15 protein-coding genes are annotated in these 16,100 nt (G+C 44.0%); 5 read left to right on the forward strand and 10 right to left on the reverse strand.

Features of this window, described 5'->3' with window-relative positions; translation table 11 throughout:
* Positions 1–7 precede the first annotated feature (7 nt).
* Positions 8–1,540 carry a phosphomannomutase/phosphoglucomutase gene (locus tag PseudUWO310_RS03505; protein ID WP_142599046.1) on the forward strand — a complete coding sequence of 511 codons (1,533 nt, stop codon included), beginning with the start codon at positions 8–10 and terminating at the stop codon, positions 1,538–1,540.
* 91 nt (positions 1,541–1,631) lie between these two features.
* Here PseudUWO310_RS03505 and PseudUWO310_RS03510 read toward each other — a convergent pair whose 3' ends face one another.
* Positions 1,632–2,039: an MAPEG family protein gene (locus PseudUWO310_RS03510; protein WP_142599048.1), complete on the reverse strand. Its 408-nt coding sequence runs from the start codon at positions 2,037–2,039 to the stop codon at positions 1,632–1,634.
* 126 nt (positions 2,040–2,165) lie between these two features.
* Between PseudUWO310_RS03510 and PseudUWO310_RS03515 the strand changes: the two genes are divergently transcribed.
* Complete coding sequence (locus tag PseudUWO310_RS03515) at positions 2,166–2,657, forward strand: GNAT family N-acetyltransferase (RefSeq protein ID WP_142599175.1); 492 nt, start codon at positions 2,166–2,168, stop codon at positions 2,655–2,657.
* Positions 2,658–2,675: 18 nt separating this feature from the next.
* Here the strand turns inward: PseudUWO310_RS03515 and PseudUWO310_RS03520 are convergent, their stop codons facing one another.
* Together PseudUWO310_RS03520 and xth are read right to left on the reverse strand one after the other, a co-directional pair.
* Positions 2,676–3,122 (reverse strand): pentapeptide repeat-containing protein, encoded by a 447-nt coding sequence (locus PseudUWO310_RS03520; RefSeq protein WP_142599050.1) that lies wholly within the window; start codon positions 3,120–3,122, stop codon positions 2,676–2,678.
* A 282-nt stretch (positions 3,123–3,404) separates the two neighbouring features.
* On the reverse strand, positions 3,405–4,196 hold the full coding sequence (gene xth / locus PseudUWO310_RS03525; protein ID WP_142599052.1) for an exodeoxyribonuclease III: 792 nt from the start codon (positions 4,194–4,196) through the stop codon (positions 3,405–3,407).
* Between the two features lie 264 nt (positions 4,197–4,460).
* On the opposite strand from xth, the gene PseudUWO310_RS03530 reads away from it, so the two are divergent.
* From PseudUWO310_RS03530 to PseudUWO310_RS03540, 3 genes are all read left to right on the forward strand, one after another.
* Complete coding sequence (locus PseudUWO310_RS03530; protein ID WP_009627391.1) at positions 4,461–4,724, forward strand: BolA family protein; 264 nt, start codon at positions 4,461–4,463, stop codon at positions 4,722–4,724.
* 196 nt (positions 4,725–4,920) lie between these two features.
* Positions 4,921–6,357 carry a cysteine--tRNA ligase gene (gene cysS, locus PseudUWO310_RS03535; protein WP_142599054.1) on the forward strand — a complete coding sequence of 479 codons (1,437 nt, stop codon included), beginning with the start codon at positions 4,921–4,923 and terminating at the stop codon, positions 6,355–6,357.
* 78 nt (positions 6,358–6,435) lie between these two features.
* Positions 6,436–6,834, forward strand: a complete 399-nt coding sequence (locus tag PseudUWO310_RS03540) for a DUF4253 domain-containing protein (protein WP_142599056.1) — start codon at positions 6,436–6,438, stop codon at positions 6,832–6,834.
* Positions 6,835–7,144: 310 nt separating this feature from the next.
* On the opposite strand, the gene PseudUWO310_RS03545 is transcribed toward PseudUWO310_RS03540, so the two are convergent.
* The 7 genes from PseudUWO310_RS03545 to tgt form a co-directional block, all read right to left on the reverse strand.
* Positions 7,145–8,422: a DNA cytosine methyltransferase gene (locus tag PseudUWO310_RS03545; protein ID WP_142599058.1), complete on the reverse strand. Its 1,278-nt coding sequence runs from the start codon at positions 8,420–8,422 to the stop codon at positions 7,145–7,147.
* A 144-nt stretch (positions 8,423–8,566) separates the two neighbouring features.
* A complete protein-coding gene (locus PseudUWO310_RS03550; protein WP_142599060.1) occupies positions 8,567–9,493 on the reverse strand; it encodes an ABC transporter permease in 927 nt (308 codons plus the stop codon).
* 239 nt (positions 9,494–9,732) lie between these two features.
* Positions 9,733–10,821: an ABC transporter permease gene (locus PseudUWO310_RS03555; RefSeq protein ID WP_142599062.1), complete on the reverse strand. Its 1,089-nt coding sequence runs from the start codon at positions 10,819–10,821 to the stop codon at positions 9,733–9,735.
* A gap of 185 nt (positions 10,822–11,006) precedes the next feature.
* Positions 11,007–12,209 carry a BMP family ABC transporter substrate-binding protein gene (locus PseudUWO310_RS03560; protein ID WP_142599064.1) on the reverse strand — a complete coding sequence of 401 codons (1,203 nt, stop codon included), beginning with the start codon at positions 12,207–12,209 and terminating at the stop codon, positions 11,007–11,009.
* 207 nt (positions 12,210–12,416) lie between these two features.
* A complete protein-coding gene (locus tag PseudUWO310_RS03565) occupies positions 12,417–14,246 on the reverse strand; it encodes an iron uptake porin (protein ID WP_142599066.1) in 1,830 nt (609 codons plus the stop codon).
* Positions 14,247–14,461: 215 nt separating this feature from the next.
* Positions 14,462–14,851, reverse strand: a complete 390-nt coding sequence (locus PseudUWO310_RS03570) for a DUF1049 domain-containing protein (RefSeq protein ID WP_142599068.1) — start codon at positions 14,849–14,851, stop codon at positions 14,462–14,464.
* On the reverse strand, positions 14,851–16,029 hold the full coding sequence (tgt, locus tag PseudUWO310_RS03575) for a tRNA guanosine(34) transglycosylase Tgt (RefSeq protein WP_142599070.1): 1,179 nt from the start codon (positions 16,027–16,029) through the stop codon (positions 14,851–14,853). The genes PseudUWO310_RS03570 and tgt overlap by 1 nt, the downstream gene beginning before the upstream one ends.
* Between the last annotated feature and the right edge of the window lie 71 nt (positions 16,030–16,100).

Below are 16,100 nucleotides of genomic sequence, written 5' to 3' on the forward strand. Positions count from 1 at the left end.
GAAAATTATGCAAGCTTTTAACTGGCAAAAAATCCAGAATGGTTCTGATATTCGTGGTGTGGCGATCGCTGGTGTACCCAACGAAGAAGTCAACCTAACCCCTGAAGTTGTCAGTATTTTGGGTAAAGCTTTTGCAAGTTGGCTATCCCAAAAGTTAAATAAGCCGACGACAGAATTACTCATTTCCGTTGGTAGGGATAGCCGTCTTTCGGGAGCAGAATTAATGCAAGCGGTAATGACAGGAATTAATGCTCTCGGCAGTCAAGTTTATGACTTGGAGATCGCTTCTACTCCTGCCATGTTTATGAGTACGATTACCGATGGATTTAAATGCGATGGGGCAATTATGCTAACCGCGAGCCATCTCCCCTTCAATCGCAATGGCTTAAAGTTTTTTACCGCCCAAGGTGGTTTAGAGAAAAAGGACATTACGGATATTCTTACCCTTGCAGAAAAGAATGAATTTGTGACTTCTGAATCTCAGGGCAAAATTACCGAACATAATTTTATTGCCGTTTATGCCAGTCAATTTGTTACGCAAATCCGCAGAGCGGTCAATCATCCTGAACATTACGAACAGCCCCTGAAGGGATTAAAAGTCATTGTCGATGCAGGGAATGGCGCAGGAGGCTTTTATGCCGATCAGGTTTTGCTGCCTTTAGGAGCGGATATTACGGGCAGTCAATTTCTCGATCCCGATGGCACATTCCCCAACCATGTTCCCAATCCTGAGGATAAGGTGGCAATGGCAGCAATTTGTGATGCCGTAATTAAACATCAAGCGGATTTTGGCATTATTTTTGATACTGATGTCGATCGCAGTGCCGCCGTAGATCAGTTTGGCAAGGAATTAAATCGCAATCGTTTAATTGCGTTAATTTCAGCGATCGTTCTACAAGAACATCCCCAATCAACAATTGTGACGGATTCTATTACTTCCGATGGGCTAACTAAATTTATCGAACGGGACTTACAGGGCAAACATCACCGTTTTAAGCGGGGATACAAAAACGTGATTAATGAGTCGATCCGCCTCAATCAGATCGGGCAGGAGTCTTGGTTAGCGATCGAGACTTCGGGGCATGGGGCGATGAAGGAGAATTACTTCCTTGATGATGGAGCTTACTTAGTCAGTAAGCTCTTAATTGAGTTAGCGAAGTCTAAATTAACGGGAAAGTCCCTCACGGATTTAATCGTGAATCTACAGGAACCGATCGAAAGCGAAGAATTTCGGATCAAGATGACGGTAGATGATTTCAAAGCCTTAGGCGATCGCCTGATTAAAGATTTACAAGCCTTTGCGAGTAACCAACCAGATTGGCAAATTGTTCCTCATAACTACGAAGGAATTCGCGTTTCCTGTAATTCCATGGATGAAAATGGTTGGTTTTTACTACGCCTCTCATTACACGATCCTGTGATGCCTTTAAATATCGAGTCCAATATTGAAGGCGGCGTTGCCAAGATTCTCCAAAGGTTAACAGCTTTCTTCCAATCCATAGAAGGGCTGGATATTTCGGCATTTTCTCGCAATGGCTAAAGATGAGTGGCGGCGCTTCGCGCCGCCACTCATCTTTAGGGTTTTATCCCAAAACACACAATGGCGTAGCCATTGTGTGTTTTGGGATTACTTAGAAAAGACTCGCGGAAAACAAGCCGCCGATACAAACCATGCCGATCGCCCACATGGGCGATCGCAACCAAGGTAAATCGAGAATATAAAACAAGTTAAATAAAAATCTTGCCACCAGAAAAGCAATGATATAAAGCGAAGTGCGATCGGAAGCAACATTGGTCACGTAGGCGGTGAGGGCTGCGGCTGCAAATAATGCAAATACCTCAAAGGAATTTTGGTGCGCCCATGTGGCTCGCTTGGCATAGTCTGGTAAGCGATCGAACATGGCCCTTGGGGCGTTCATATCGATACCAATATGCAACCGTCCGTAAGCGACCACTATATAGGGCAAATACACTAACCCCGCCGCGATCGCTATGCCATACAGCAATAGCTGCGATGGTGTAATAATAAAATTCATCATGCTTTTATATGAAGTAATGAAGACCGAGCAAAAATAAAGTTAACAAAAGTTAACTTTATCCTATATGGTAATGTTTTCTGAAACTAAAGCCCTCAAAACCTTTTGCCTACTGCAATCCAATTCATGATGCAACCTCAATTTACAATTCGTGCGGCGACCATTGCCGATATTCCAGCCATTTTTTCGCTAATTCAGGCTCTCGCTGACTATGAAAAGCTTTCCGATCAGGTAACAGGGGATATCGCGCAACTTCAAGAAGATCTTTTTGGTACTCATCCCTGTATTGAAGCGATCGTCGCTCAGATAGAAGCATCTCAGCAAGTTGTCGGATTTGCACTCTTTTTTACCAACTATTCTACCTTCTTAACTCAAAGAGGGATTTATTTAGAAGATCTATTTGTGTTATCGGAATATCGCGGTAGCGGAATTGGTAAGGGATTGATTGCCAAGGTTGCCCAAATTGCCTTAGCTAGAGGATGCGGTCGTTTTGAGTGGTCGGTTTTAGATTGGAATGCCCCTGCGATCGCTTTTTACAAACGGATTGGTGCAGAAGTTCTACCCGATTGGCGGATTTGCCGCGTCACTGGCGAAGACTTAAAGAACCTAGCAAGTTCCTGAGCGATCGCGCCAGAATTTCTAGCAATCTCGGTTGGAGATTAATCCACTAGGCAAAGTGGTTTTGCATAGTTTTGCATTCGCCAATTGGGATTCTGATATGTTCGAGCTCGTCAAATCGGCTTCAGTTAGATTGGTATTATGGAAAATTGCGTTAGTAAAATTAGTCAATAGCATTTTAGTGCGCTTTAAGTTGACATTACTAAGATTTGCCTCGGTGAGATTGGCGCGGCTGAGATTAGAAAAGGTAATACTCGCCCCGACTAAGTTGGCGCGGCTGAGGTCGGATGCAAGAATATGGCTGTAGTCCAATTTGCTAACTGGTAAATATGCTCCTGTCAAATCGCAAACTTGACATTTTTGAGTAGTTTGGAGCTGGATGACATGGCGCGGATTTGCCGCCCATGCGGGCAGGGGAAACAGAAGCAAAATGAGTAGCGCGATCGCGAAAAAGATGCGGTATTTCATAGCTAAAGTTTTCGACTCTAAATAATCTAAATAAATTAATAGGTAATACCAATTCCCAAAATGGCAACGCCATTTTGGGGTTTTAAAACCCTTACTGGGTTTGGTTTTCAATTCCCAAAAGTGTTGTCACACTTTCGTGAATTGGTATAAGTGGGCTTAATTAAATATAAAACCCTAAAACCTATGGCGCACGCGCAGCGTGTGCCGCAGGTTTTAGATCTGGATTTTAATTATGCTGAGGTACTTCAGTAAAAATTAGTAATTAATCAAAATCAATTAAAATTAATCAATTGTGACAATGACGGGAGTGTGATCGCTAGGTTGCGTCAATTTTCGAGGTTCGACATCGATCGCACAGGCTGTAGCGCGATCGTATAACGGCTCGGTTAAGAAATGGTAATCAATCCGCCAGCCCCGATTGCGACTAAAGCCTCCAGAACGATAATCCCACCAACTATAGTACCCGCCCGCCGATTCAAACTTCCGAAATACATCTTTAAATCCCAGATTTAAAACCGCATCTAGGGCTTCGCGTTCGATATCCGTTGACATCACCTTATTTTCGCGCCCTTTAGGATCGTAGATATCGAGATCGGCGATCGCCACATTAAAATCGCCACAGATTAGCACTTTGTCATTTTGGTTTAGCAACGCTTGCAGATATTCCTTTAATAATTTCAGCCAACGCAACTTATATTCATATTTTTCGCTCCCTACTTCCGAGCCATTGGGGACATACATATTCACGATCTGGACATCGCCATACTTTGCCGCGATCAAGCGCTTCTGATCCTCCAGACTTGGCTCGGAAATTTCTCCCAATACCGCAGCAAACCCAGTTTGAATATCCTGTAAAGGCGATCGCGAAATCAGTGCCACACCGTTATAGGATTTCTGTCCATAAATATAGGTTTGATAGCCCAACTCCGTAAAGGGGGAATGGGGAAAGTCGCCATCAACCACCTTGGTTTCCTGTAAGCACAGCACATCAACCTCAGGATTTGCCTGCAACCAATCACAAACATGGGTAATCCGCGTCCGCACTGAATTGACGTTCCAAGTTGCAATTTTCATAAAATCTCTATATCAAATCCATACAAGTAGCTCAGTTCTGAGCTTGGTTTGCTCGCCATGATAGCAAACTAAGCTTCTAGGTTTTAAGTTTACTTCTGCCTTACCTTAGTAAAACCAGAGAGCGTACCGCCCGCTACGCGGGCGGTACGCTCTCTGGTTTGGTTTTTTAATTATGCCGAACTACTTACTTGGCAGCATAAACATTATCCTTCGTGCCACAATTTAAACAGTTAATTAAATTTTCCCAATTTGAGTTTGTTCGACATGATTTCTCACAACAATATCGCCGATTTAATTCGTGCCGCTTTACCTAATGCCAAGGTACAGGTGGAAGATCCCAATCATGATGGTCAACACTTTACCGCAATCATCGTCGCCGAACAATTTGAAGGTTTATCGATGATCAAGCAGCATAAACTGGTCTATGGTGCAATTCAAGAGCACCTTGACACTGGCGCAATTCACGCTCTACAGCTCAAAACCTATAGCCTCTCGCAGTGGGAAAGTATGCAGGTACAGGTTCTCTAATTAGAGATTGCCATGCAGCCAAAACCCCAAAGAGAATCGCGGCAATTTACAACGCAACGCTCTTTGGGGTTTGATGAATTTTTGAATTGGCATTTTTTGAATTGGCATTTAAAGCTACTGTATAATTTGCTCGCGCCATGTTTATCAATACGCAGCATAAATCAGAAAATTAGCAGTCAATTTAGCAGTCAAATTCATGACCCTTCGCATTTACAACACAATCACCAGACGCAAAGAAGATTTTATTCCCCTCACATCGGGAATTGTAAAAATGTATGTTTGTGGTGTAACGGTCTATGATTATTGCCATTTGGGTCATGCCAGAGCCTATGTAGTTTGGGATATGGTGCGACGCTATCTGGAAACCAAGTACCAAGTTCAGTTTGTCCAGAATATTACCGATATTGATGACAAAATTTTAAAGCGGGCTCAGGAACAAAATACGACTATGCAGGCGATCGCAGAGCAGTATATTGCTGCCTACGATGAGGATATGGCAAGGCTCAATATTGCCAAAGCTAATAGTTATCCGCGAGCCACTGCCACGATTCCTGAAATTATCGAACTCATTCAGCAATTAATCGATCGCGACTATGCCTACGTTTCCCATGGCGATGTGTATTATGCCGTGCAGAAATTTCCCACCTACGGCAAGTTGTCAGGGCGCAAGCTCGAAGATATGCAAGCGGGGGCAAGCGGGCGCGTGGACGATCGCGAAGAACAAAAACGCTATCCCTTTGACTTTGCTCTATGGAAATCGGCTAAGCCGAATGAACCATTTTGGGTATCACCTTGGGGCGATGGTCGTCCAGGTTGGCATATCGAATGCTCGGCAATGGTGAGATCTCATTTAGGAGAAACCATTGATATCCATGCAGGTGGTACGGATTTACAATTTCCCCATCATGAGAATGAAATCGCGCAATCAGAAGCAGCCTATAAACAGCCTTTAGCGAACTACTGGATGCATAATGGCTTTGTCAATATTGATGGCGAGAAAATGTCCAAATCGCTCAATAATTTCCAAACGATTCGCGATTTATTGACAGTTTTCGACCCAATGGCAATCCGTCTATTTGTTCTGCAAGCGCAGTACCGCCAACCGATTGACTTTACGGAAGAGGCGATTAACGCCGCAACTAAAGGCTGGGAGACAATCCGTGAGGGAATGCTATTTGCTTCGGACTTCGGCGAAAGGTGGGGATGGCAGCAGATCGATCCTCCATTGCGCCATGAAGTTAGCGAGGCGATCGCTGGTTTTGAAGAAGCAATGGAGGATGATTTTAATACCTCGGTAGCAATTTCCTACGTATTTGAACTAGCTAAGAAATTGCGGGCAGAGCGAAATTCCCTATCCCATACAGGTGAAACGGCTGCTAGTTCAGAAACTCTCTTTAGAGACTGGCAAGCCCTCAGTTACATGACGAATATTTTAGGCTTTATTGCCAAGATTGGCGATCGCGCGGTGAAGCCTGAAAGTCTCAGTGAAACTGAAATTACAAGCTTAATTCAGCAAAGAATTGAGGCAAAAAAAACAAAAAACTATCAGGAAGGCGATCGCATTCGCGATTACCTAAAAGATAAAGGCATTACTCTGATTGATCGGAAAGACGGTACAACCAGTTGGATGTAAGAACAAAGGCACTGCTCAGCAGTGCCTTTGTTCTTTAACCTGATGAACTAACTATTAGTAACAAGCTAGGTAAAACTCATGGACAAATATCAAGTTTTAAGGGATACAGGTACAAATGCTCCTAATTACGATCTAGAAACGGAGGATATTATCAATTGGTTGTCTAAGTGGGATGCTCAGTATGGCATTAGCATTGATAATGTTGAGGAAGATGCGTTGGATATATTCTTTTTGAATCTCCCTGAAGATCTAACGGAACTTTCCATAGATATCTATAAACTATGCCCAGACACTATCGATCAACATTTTGGCTGTATTGGTGATCTGCTCGAAGAAATGGAAGCCTCAGAACAGGATATTCCTGAGAATTTTCAAGAATTCGTAAAAGATATCGATTTCAATGATGAGAACTACGGTTTTGAACTTCTGAAGCGATCGCTCGCTCTCAATAAATCAGTTGGATTGTGGTGGGATTAATCAATTTCAAAGCGCAAAAGTAAAAGCCTTGCTACGCAAGGCTTTTACTTTTGCGCTTTTACAGCGCTTTGCGCTCAAACCCAAACCAAGAAAAAAATTTGAAAGCGTTGCTTTGCAACGCTTTCAAATTTTTTTCTTGTGGTTCGTTTGATCGATAATTGCTATAAATTTTGCCAGCTTAACCCGAACTCACGTTCCGTAAGGTTTTGAAATTCCCAAAATGGCGTTGCCATTTTGGGAATTGGTATAAGCCCCAAACAGAGAAGGCGATGCAGGAGCAATTTATGAATAGTTCTTGCCTTGTCGGCAGCTATCGAATTTTAGTTCTTGGTTCGATCGTATGCGGTTTAATTCCGTAGTATTTAACGGCTGTAGTCATATTCAACTGCAATAGTTTGTCTTCTCCCAAAACATATTCATCTTTACCTATGACAGGGTAAGGTTGCAATATTTCCATGATTTGAGAAGCTACGGCTTTAGCCAATAGGGGCGGAACGGAGTTCCCAACCTGTCTAAAGCCATGCCAAATAGTCTTATGAAAACGGAACCAATCGGGATAACTATGTAACCTTGCCGCTTCCCTGACGGTTATGCATCTTGGGGAATTAGGATGGATAGGGCGAGGTGCTGTAAAAGCGCCTCGATTACTAGGTGTTCCTGCTCTCAGAGTGTTGCTAATCCCATTTAAATCCAGTTTATAAAATCGGCTAATGCGTTCTACTTCTCCTTGCGCTGTATTCCGAAATCGGTATTTTGAACTCTCTCCATGTTTGGACATTAGGCTCGAAGTGAGGATATTGGCATTATGCTTGCGTTTATAGCCAAAGTTAGCCTTCCCAAAATCATTGATCAGTTCTACATACTTACTAGAACCGCTAATCGTAGCCGTACAAAAGTCTTGATTCCGCAATGCAGGATGTTGGGCAATATCTTGTAAATCAGCGATCGCTTCATAGACCGTAGGACCATTGGGCAAATCGATCAGCTCCTTCGCAATGCGTTTTGCCTTGGCAGGTTTCGTAATTGGGGCAGGGTAATTAGGAAGATGGACATCTTGGCGACAACCAATTAAGAAAAGTCGTTCACGATGTTGGGGTACACCAAAATGGGCTGCATTAAGCACTTTATAGTTTTGTAGGACTTTGTAACCATGCTGCTCGAAACTATCAATCACTTCATCTAAAAATTTCCTGTGGTTACCTACGGTCAGCCCTTTGACATTTTCCATTACAAAGTATTTGGCATTGAGTTCCGTCACGATGCGCATAAAGTGCGACACCAACTCATTGCGCGGATCGTCAAAAGCGCGTTTACCCATCAAGGAGAAGCCTTGGCATGGAGGTCCTCCGAAAACCACATCAACTTCGCGATCGCCTATTTGCGATCTTTGGCGAATCTCATCACCTGATATTTTTGTGACGTTAGCACAGATTACTTTCCACATGGGGAAATTGTACTCATGGGTAGCGCAATGAATCGGATCGATCTCGACGGAAGCAAGTACATCAAAACCAGCTTGCTCAAAGCCCAAGGTCATACCTCCCGCTCCCGCAAATAAATCCACCGCGATCGGTCGTTGATTTCCCATAATCGACAAAGAATTTAGATATCAGAACAGAAAATCTATTGTATAGCAATGAAAGTTTCGCTTAGGATATAAAACCGAAAAGACGAGTGGCGGCGCGAAGCGCCGCCACTCGTTTTACTAGTCTAGTCAGATTCAAATTAAGTCCTATTCATTAGTCCCTAATGCTCCAGGGGAGCCAGTCAATGTTCTCCGTGGGGAACAAGTGGCGATCGTAATAATTAAAGTCATAATATAGGGCGCAGCGTTGAACAGGTAATAGTAAGACGTAATACCCACCGCTTGCAATGCAGGACCAATGGCTTGAGCGCCACCAAATAACAAGGAAGCCCAGAGGCATTGCACTGGTTGCCATCGCGCGAAAATTACCAAAGCTACCGCCATTAAGCCCTGTCCGCTAGAAATCCGCTCCGACCACAGTCCTGGATAATATAGCGATAGACTCGCACCGCCAATCCCAGCTAAGAAACTCCCTGCCACGATCGCACAGGTACGCACACCCACAACCGATATCCCCATTGCCCTTGCCGCACTAGGACTATCGCCCACGGCTCGAATGTACAAGCCCCAACGGGTCGAACTAAAGAACCACTGCATGAAAAAGGCGATCGCAATCCCAATCAATAGCAAAGGACTGACCTTTAGCGCTGATTGCACCTGTGAATAGGTACTCCAGTTACCCCACTCAAGAACGGGTAAAGGAATCGCCTTGGGTTGAATAAAAGCCTTACCAAAAAAGAAAGCAATACCGCTACCAAAGATAATCATCGCGATGCCAACGGCAACATCACTTACCCTCGGACGCTGCGATAACCAAGCATGAATCAAACCTAAGCCAACTCCCGCTAAGCCAGCGACCAGAACTCCGAACCAAGGAGACTGGGTTAGATAGGAGACAGCATAGGCGGTCATTGCCCCAGTGAGTAGGGTTCCTTCCAGACCGAGATTAATTTTGCCAGATTTCTCAGTGAGGCACTCGCCTAAGCTGACAAATAGAAATGGAGCGCTTCCTCGGAGCGTCCCTGCCACGATCGCTAGCGGTACGCTCATCCAACCTAGTGAATCATCTGTCATTGTTTTTTATCTATCGAGCATTTGTGATTAGATTGTTAAACTTGTGGTTTGACTGTTACAGTGCTTTGCGCTCAACCCCAAACCAAGAAAATTTTTGAAAGCTTTGCTTTGCAACCCTTTCAAAAATTTCCCTATGGTTCGTTTGGTCGATAATTGCTGTAAGCATAAGTAAATTAAAAATCTTGAAGTGCGTAACGCCTGTGTAGCGGGCGGTACGCGCAATTTTGATCGTTAGCTATCTAAACCAAGCTGGCAGATGCATCAATTTTAGCTTCAGGTTCTCTATCTTTAAAGAATTCTAAACGACCGTAAAGAGACTCACTAAAGAGAATCGCTAAGAAGACAATACCTTGGAAAAGCAAAACCGTGGCATCGGGCAGTCCAAAGCTTCGCTGAAGGGCACTACCACTAGCCAAAATACCGCCCATTAAAACAGCAACCAGTACGGCCACTAGGGGATTCTGCCTCGCAATAAAGGCAACCAGAATACCACTGTATCCATAATCAGAATTTAAGGAGGCATTAGCGCTACCATGAATGGCAGCAATCTCTACCATTCCTGCAAGCCCAGCACAGGAACCACCCAGAAAACTGACAATGAGGGTGAGTTTTCCGACGGGCAAGCCAGCAATTTTAGCAGCACGGATATTGCCACCGACGGTACGAACCGCAAAACCAAAAGTTGTGCGATGAATGAGGAAATAGGCGATCGCACAGGCTACCAATCCATAGATCAATCCATAGTGCACCCGCGAGTTAGGAATGCTTTGCAGCATATTTACCGCCGCAAGGGGAAAACTCGAAGGCTTATTCAAACTAGAAGGATCGCGCATGGGCCCTTCAACTAGGGTGTTGAGCAAGGCGATCGCAATATAGTTCATTAACAAACTACTGATAGTTTCATTTACGCCTCGGTAGTACTTAATCGCCCCAACAAAAGCGATCCATAAACCACCAGCGATAATGCCACCCATAGCCATCGCGATCTGCACCATGACTGGAGGTAAGGAGCCTAAAGACAACCCAATCGCAATTGCCCCTAAGCCACCAACAATCAAGGCTCCTTCGTTACCGATTATTGTCAACCCCAACATTGCAGGTAAAGCCGTGCATAGGGAGGTCAGCATTAACGGTGCTGCTCTGATCAGAGTTCCCTGCCATGAAAAGCTATTGCCAAAGGCAGACTTGTAGATCGTGCCATAAATCTCGATCGGATTCTTTCCTTGGAATGCACAAAATATACCGAAAACAATTAAAGAGGCAATTATCGCCCCAATCGGAATGAGAATCGTCTCCGATTTAGAACGCCAGCGATCGAGTATATTCATATACTTGGTTCTCAAATAAATAATTTGCCCATAAACTTTTAAAAAAGCTTTCTTAGTAAGTCTTTCTTAAATAGCTAGGCATAAGTAAACTTAAAACCTAGCAGAGCGTACCGCCCGCTAAGCGGGCGGTACGCTCTCTGGTTTTGGTTTTTAATTACACATAGCTACTTAAAAGTTTATGGGACTTAGCTTTTGATGCTACCGATAACGCCTTCCACAAACCAATCCATCTTCTCTTCTAAATAGAGATCGGTTTGTTTGTACTGCTTATCCTTCGCAATAACTACCTTGCCTGTGTTGTCTTTGATTTCGCCAGCATAGATCACCATGCTACCATCCATGAATTTAGCCAGTACCTTTTCGGCTTCTTTCTTGGTTGCAGCGCTGACCGCACTACCAAAGGGTGAAATCTTACAGAACTTCTCCTTCAGCCCACCACGCACTAGATGGGGAATGCCTCCATCAGTAACAGACTTACCAGCCTTAAACCATTCTACATATTGGGTATATACGCTAGTCCAATCCCATTCCGCACCAGTTAAATAACCATTAGGAGCAAGCTTCGATTGATTAGCATGATAGCCAGTACAGAAAATCTTCCGTTTTTCGGCAGTTTCCATCACTACCTTAGGACTATCAACGTGACAGGTTAAAACATCTACGCCTTGATCGACCATGCTGTTCGAGGCTTCAGCTTCCTTAACAGGAACCGACCAATCACCCGTGAAAATGACCTGTACCGTGGCTTTAGGATTAACACTGCGCGCGCCAAGGGTGTAGCTATTAATATTGCGAATTACTTGAGGAATTGGTTTCGCAGCGACAAATCCTAACTTGCCAGACTTTGTGGTTAGTCCTGCAACCACACCCGCGACATATTCTGCTTCGTCGATGTAGCCATAGTAACTACCAATGTTCTTAGGATGTTTGCCCTCGGTATACATACCGCCACAATGGAAGAACTGCACCTTGGGATTTGCCGCAGCAACTTTGAGAATATGCGGATCGAAGTATCCAAAGGATGTTGGGAAGAGGGCAGAAACATTGTTTTGATTGATCATGCTGAGCATGGTTTCTTGTACAGTGGCGGTCTCCGCAACACTAGCCTCACTGACCGTCTTCACATTCGGCAATTTACCGATCGCCGTTTCACCCTCAAAGTGAGCTTGACTATATCCATAGTCATCCTTCGGACCAACATAAATGAATCCAATAGTTATGGGTCCTGCCGCTGGTGCACCTGAAGCACTGGGCGAACCTGCTGAAGTGGTGGTATTTGTAGGAGCTTGTTCTGTACAACCAGCCCATAGTTGAGAAGTTGCGCCAAAAGCGGCTGTAGCGATCGCGCCTCGGATAAATTTGCGACGGGGAATATAGATCGGACTCATGCCTTCACACCTTTTCAAGATTGAACGTAACGCGAGTTAGAAAACTAAAAATAGTAATAAGAGAAATCTACACTGGACTAGAACTTAGCAAACATTAGTTGTAACAAATGTATTACTAACTACTTGAACTACCGAGCCATATTTATGTAAAACACAAAAGGGCGTGCTTTGCACACCCTTTTGGATTAGGAAGTTTACGCCCTAAATTTAGAAGCTAAATACCGCTTGTAGGTTACCCACAAACACGGTTGGATTAGTACTAAAGTTGTTAGGATTGAAGATGAAGTAGGCCGAAGGAACCAAGGAGATATTCTTGGTTACGGGATAGATGTAAGACAGTTCGAGGTTATATTCAGTCCCGTCATTACCTCTACCAGCGGTAATCACATTGCTGCTATCACCAAACTTATATGGTAAAGAGAAGGAGATCATCGCTTGTGCCCCTTCTTTAAACAGGTCAGGGAAAGCTGCCCCAACTTGGAAGGTGTACTGGTTGATACTCGTCGAACCACCCGCAGTGAGGTTGATGTTAGTCGTTCCATAACCATACCGACCAAACAATCCAAATCCTTTGGTAACCAACCAATCAAAGTTAGCCACAAAGATATCAGATTGGGCATTGTTTACCCCAGAAGCAACGGTCGCAATACCTTGGAAAGAAGGACCACCACCGATAGTCGTTGCGGTATTTCTAGTAAAGTTACCATGGCTATAGATGAGTCGGAGTTTGAAGGCATCGCTGGGTTTGAAACCGATTTCAGCCGTCAAATTATTGGTTCCACCGAATAAACCTTCGTTGGGATTGGAAGCAGATGTGGTACCAACAAACTCTCTACTATCAGCCAAGTAGCCAACCTTAAAGTCAAACATGTTGCCCAAGGGAGTCATAAAGACCGCACCAGCACCACGTTTGGAGTCACTCAACAACGTGCTATTAATTGAGTTGAATGTGGTATTCCAAGGATAGATGAAACGAATGCCATCAAAATATTTGTAGAAATTGACGCGAGGACCGACAACGAGAGTAGCTTTGTCAAACACTGGGAAAGTATAGGACAACTCACGCAAGATGAACTGATTGGAGTTAACTCCAGCAGTTTGATCGGTAAAAGGAACCCCAGTAGTATTGAAGAAACTGCCGCCTGCATAGGTATTGTAGGGAGAGCTACCATTACCAACAGCCAACTGGGTAACTAACGAATCTTTACCAGTGAAGGAGGTATTGAGGGTCAACCAAACCAAGCCACTAAAGGTGATATTGGGTTTAGCTGTTGAAGAAGCGCCAGATACGGTAGCCGACGAAGCACCTGTAAGGTTAAAGAATGCTAAACCACTGAGCTTGGTAGTAGTCGAAAACTGTTGTGCTTCTAGTTTTGCCACCTTAGCATCTAGGGCATCAACGCGACCACGAAGAGTAGCTAGTTCTGCGGCAAATTCTTCTTGCAGTTTCTTGAGAGTAGCGAGGTCTTCTTTACTGACCTTATCGGCTAAACCTGCGGAGATAATTTCATTGATCTTGTCTAAACAAGCATTTAAACCTGCGGCAAATTCGTAACGACTGGTTGCCTGCTTGCCACGGAAGGTACGGTCGGGATAACCTGCGATACATCCATAGCGCTCTACGAGAGATTGTAATGCTGTAAATGCCCAATCAGTGGGCTTGACATCACTTAGCTGTGATACAGAAGTAACGTTTTGAGCTACTTCTGTTTTGGAACGGTTTAGCTCTGCATTAATCGATTGAATAGTTGCTGAATCGCTGAGCTTAATTTCCGTCGATGACAATGATGTAGCAGGTGTAGCAGGAATTGCCGTTGCTGGCACTGAAGCTTCACTAAGTTTTACTTCACTGGGCTTTACTTCACTGATCTTTACTTCGCTAAGCTTTACTTCACTAACAGGCAATGAAGACTGTAAAGTTGGAACTGATGAAACCTTTGACTGAACTTGGGATTGATTGATAGTTTCTGCATTTGCCCCTGTTGCTGCCAACAGGCTTAAGCCTAATAGAATTGAAATATTACTGACCTTTTTCATTCCTTCACACCATTAAAGAAATATGCCTCGCTATTATGACAAACAGCATGATCAGCAGAAATAGTTAATCAAGAATGAATTATTAAATGAGAATAATTGATAATGATTAAATATTATGAGAACTCTGCGATCACAAAACTTGTTTATATTAGCTAAAACCTATGGGTTAAAAGTTAACAAAATTGAAGTTCAGTAAATGTATTAGTAGATACAATCTATCCCCAATCGTCATCCCAGTCATCATCAAAATCGTCTCTTTGCTTTTTAGCAGTTCTCGAAATATCCTTTTTAACTTCCCTTTTAACTTCTTGTTTAACCTCTTGCTTAACTTCTGATTTTTGGGATTGATTATTGGAGGGGTATTTAGGGGAGGTAAAGCCAGAAAATTTTGGCACTTCTGGCAGACGGAAGTTGAGTGAGCTTTGCCAGAGGCTGACAAATGCTGCGCCTAAGCCAGTGGCGAAAACTAGAACTACTCCTAAGGGTAATTTAATTGATTGTAAGGAAAAAAGTTTCAAATTCACGAGATAGGTATTTTGTCCCGCAAATACCGCGATCGCTAATGTCAGACCCCAAAGGAATAGATATAGGGAGAGTCGCAGCATTATAAATGACCTACCTTTTCAGTTACCTTTTCAGTTACCTTATCAGGATGCGCAGGGGATTGGGCAGGGGAATCTTCGACCAGATAATGCCCAAATTTTTCGACAAAGCAATTTTCGATAATTGCTTGGCGCATTTGCTGGGTAAAGCGGATTAATTCGGTAATGTTATGAATTGATAGTAATGTGTAACCGAGGATTTCTTGCGATCGCACGAGATGGCTGATATAGGCTCGTGAAAAGTTTTGGCAGGCGTAGCAGTTACATTCGCGATCGATGGGAGTGAAGTCCCGTTTAAATTTTTGGTTTTTGAGATTCCAGCGTTCGCCTCTGACTAGGGCGACACTGTGCCGCGCAAAGCGCGTAGGAATTACACAGTCAAACAGATCGATTCCTGCGGCAACGGCTTGAGCCATTTCTTTATAGGTTCCGACCCCCATCAGATAGCGAGGTTTATCGGCTGGGAGGAGGGGCGTAGTTGCCTTAACGATTTTTTCGATTAATTCTGGGGGCTCGCCGACACTCACACCGCCGATCGCATAGCCAGGCAAATCGAATTCAATTAGTTCTCTTGCAGATTGTTGGCGCAAATCCAAAAAAACGCCTCCCTGCACAATGCCAAATAAAGCTTGATCGTCCTTGCGATCATGAGCTTTGATGCAACGCTCCAGCCAGCGAGTCGTGCGTTGTCCCGCAAGCTTGACGGCTTCATAAGTGGCCGGATAGGGGGCGCATTCGTCAAACGCCATGATCACATCTGCGCCGAGTTGATTCTGGATTTGAATTGATTTCTCTGGCGTGAGATTGATCGTATTGCCATCACGGGGCGATCGGAACTGGACTCCCTCTTCACTAATGGAACGAATTTCGCTGAGGCTGAAAACTTGAAAACCACCCGAATCCGTCAGAATGGGTCCATCCCAATTCATAAATTTATGTAAGCCACCTGCCTCAGCCACAATATCCTCTCCTGGTTGCAGATGGAGGTGATAGGTATTGGCTAGGATCATTTCTGCCTTACAGTCCTTGAGTTGGGCAGGGGTAACGGTTTTTACATTTGCCAATGTACCAACGGGCATAAATCTTGGGGTATGCACGACTCCATGGGGAGTATGGAATTCCCCCACTCTGGCATCGGTGTTGCCACATTGACAAACTAATTTAAAGGTAAAGTTATTCAGAGCTTACGATCCTAGACTTATTGACAAATTTGGATATAGCTATAGTTACTCAAGTCAGGACATCAAACCCA

This window comes from Pseudanabaena sp. UWO310, assembly GCF_006861605.1.
Lineage (GTDB): Bacteria > Cyanobacteriota > Cyanobacteriia > Pseudanabaenales > Pseudanabaenaceae > Pseudanabaena.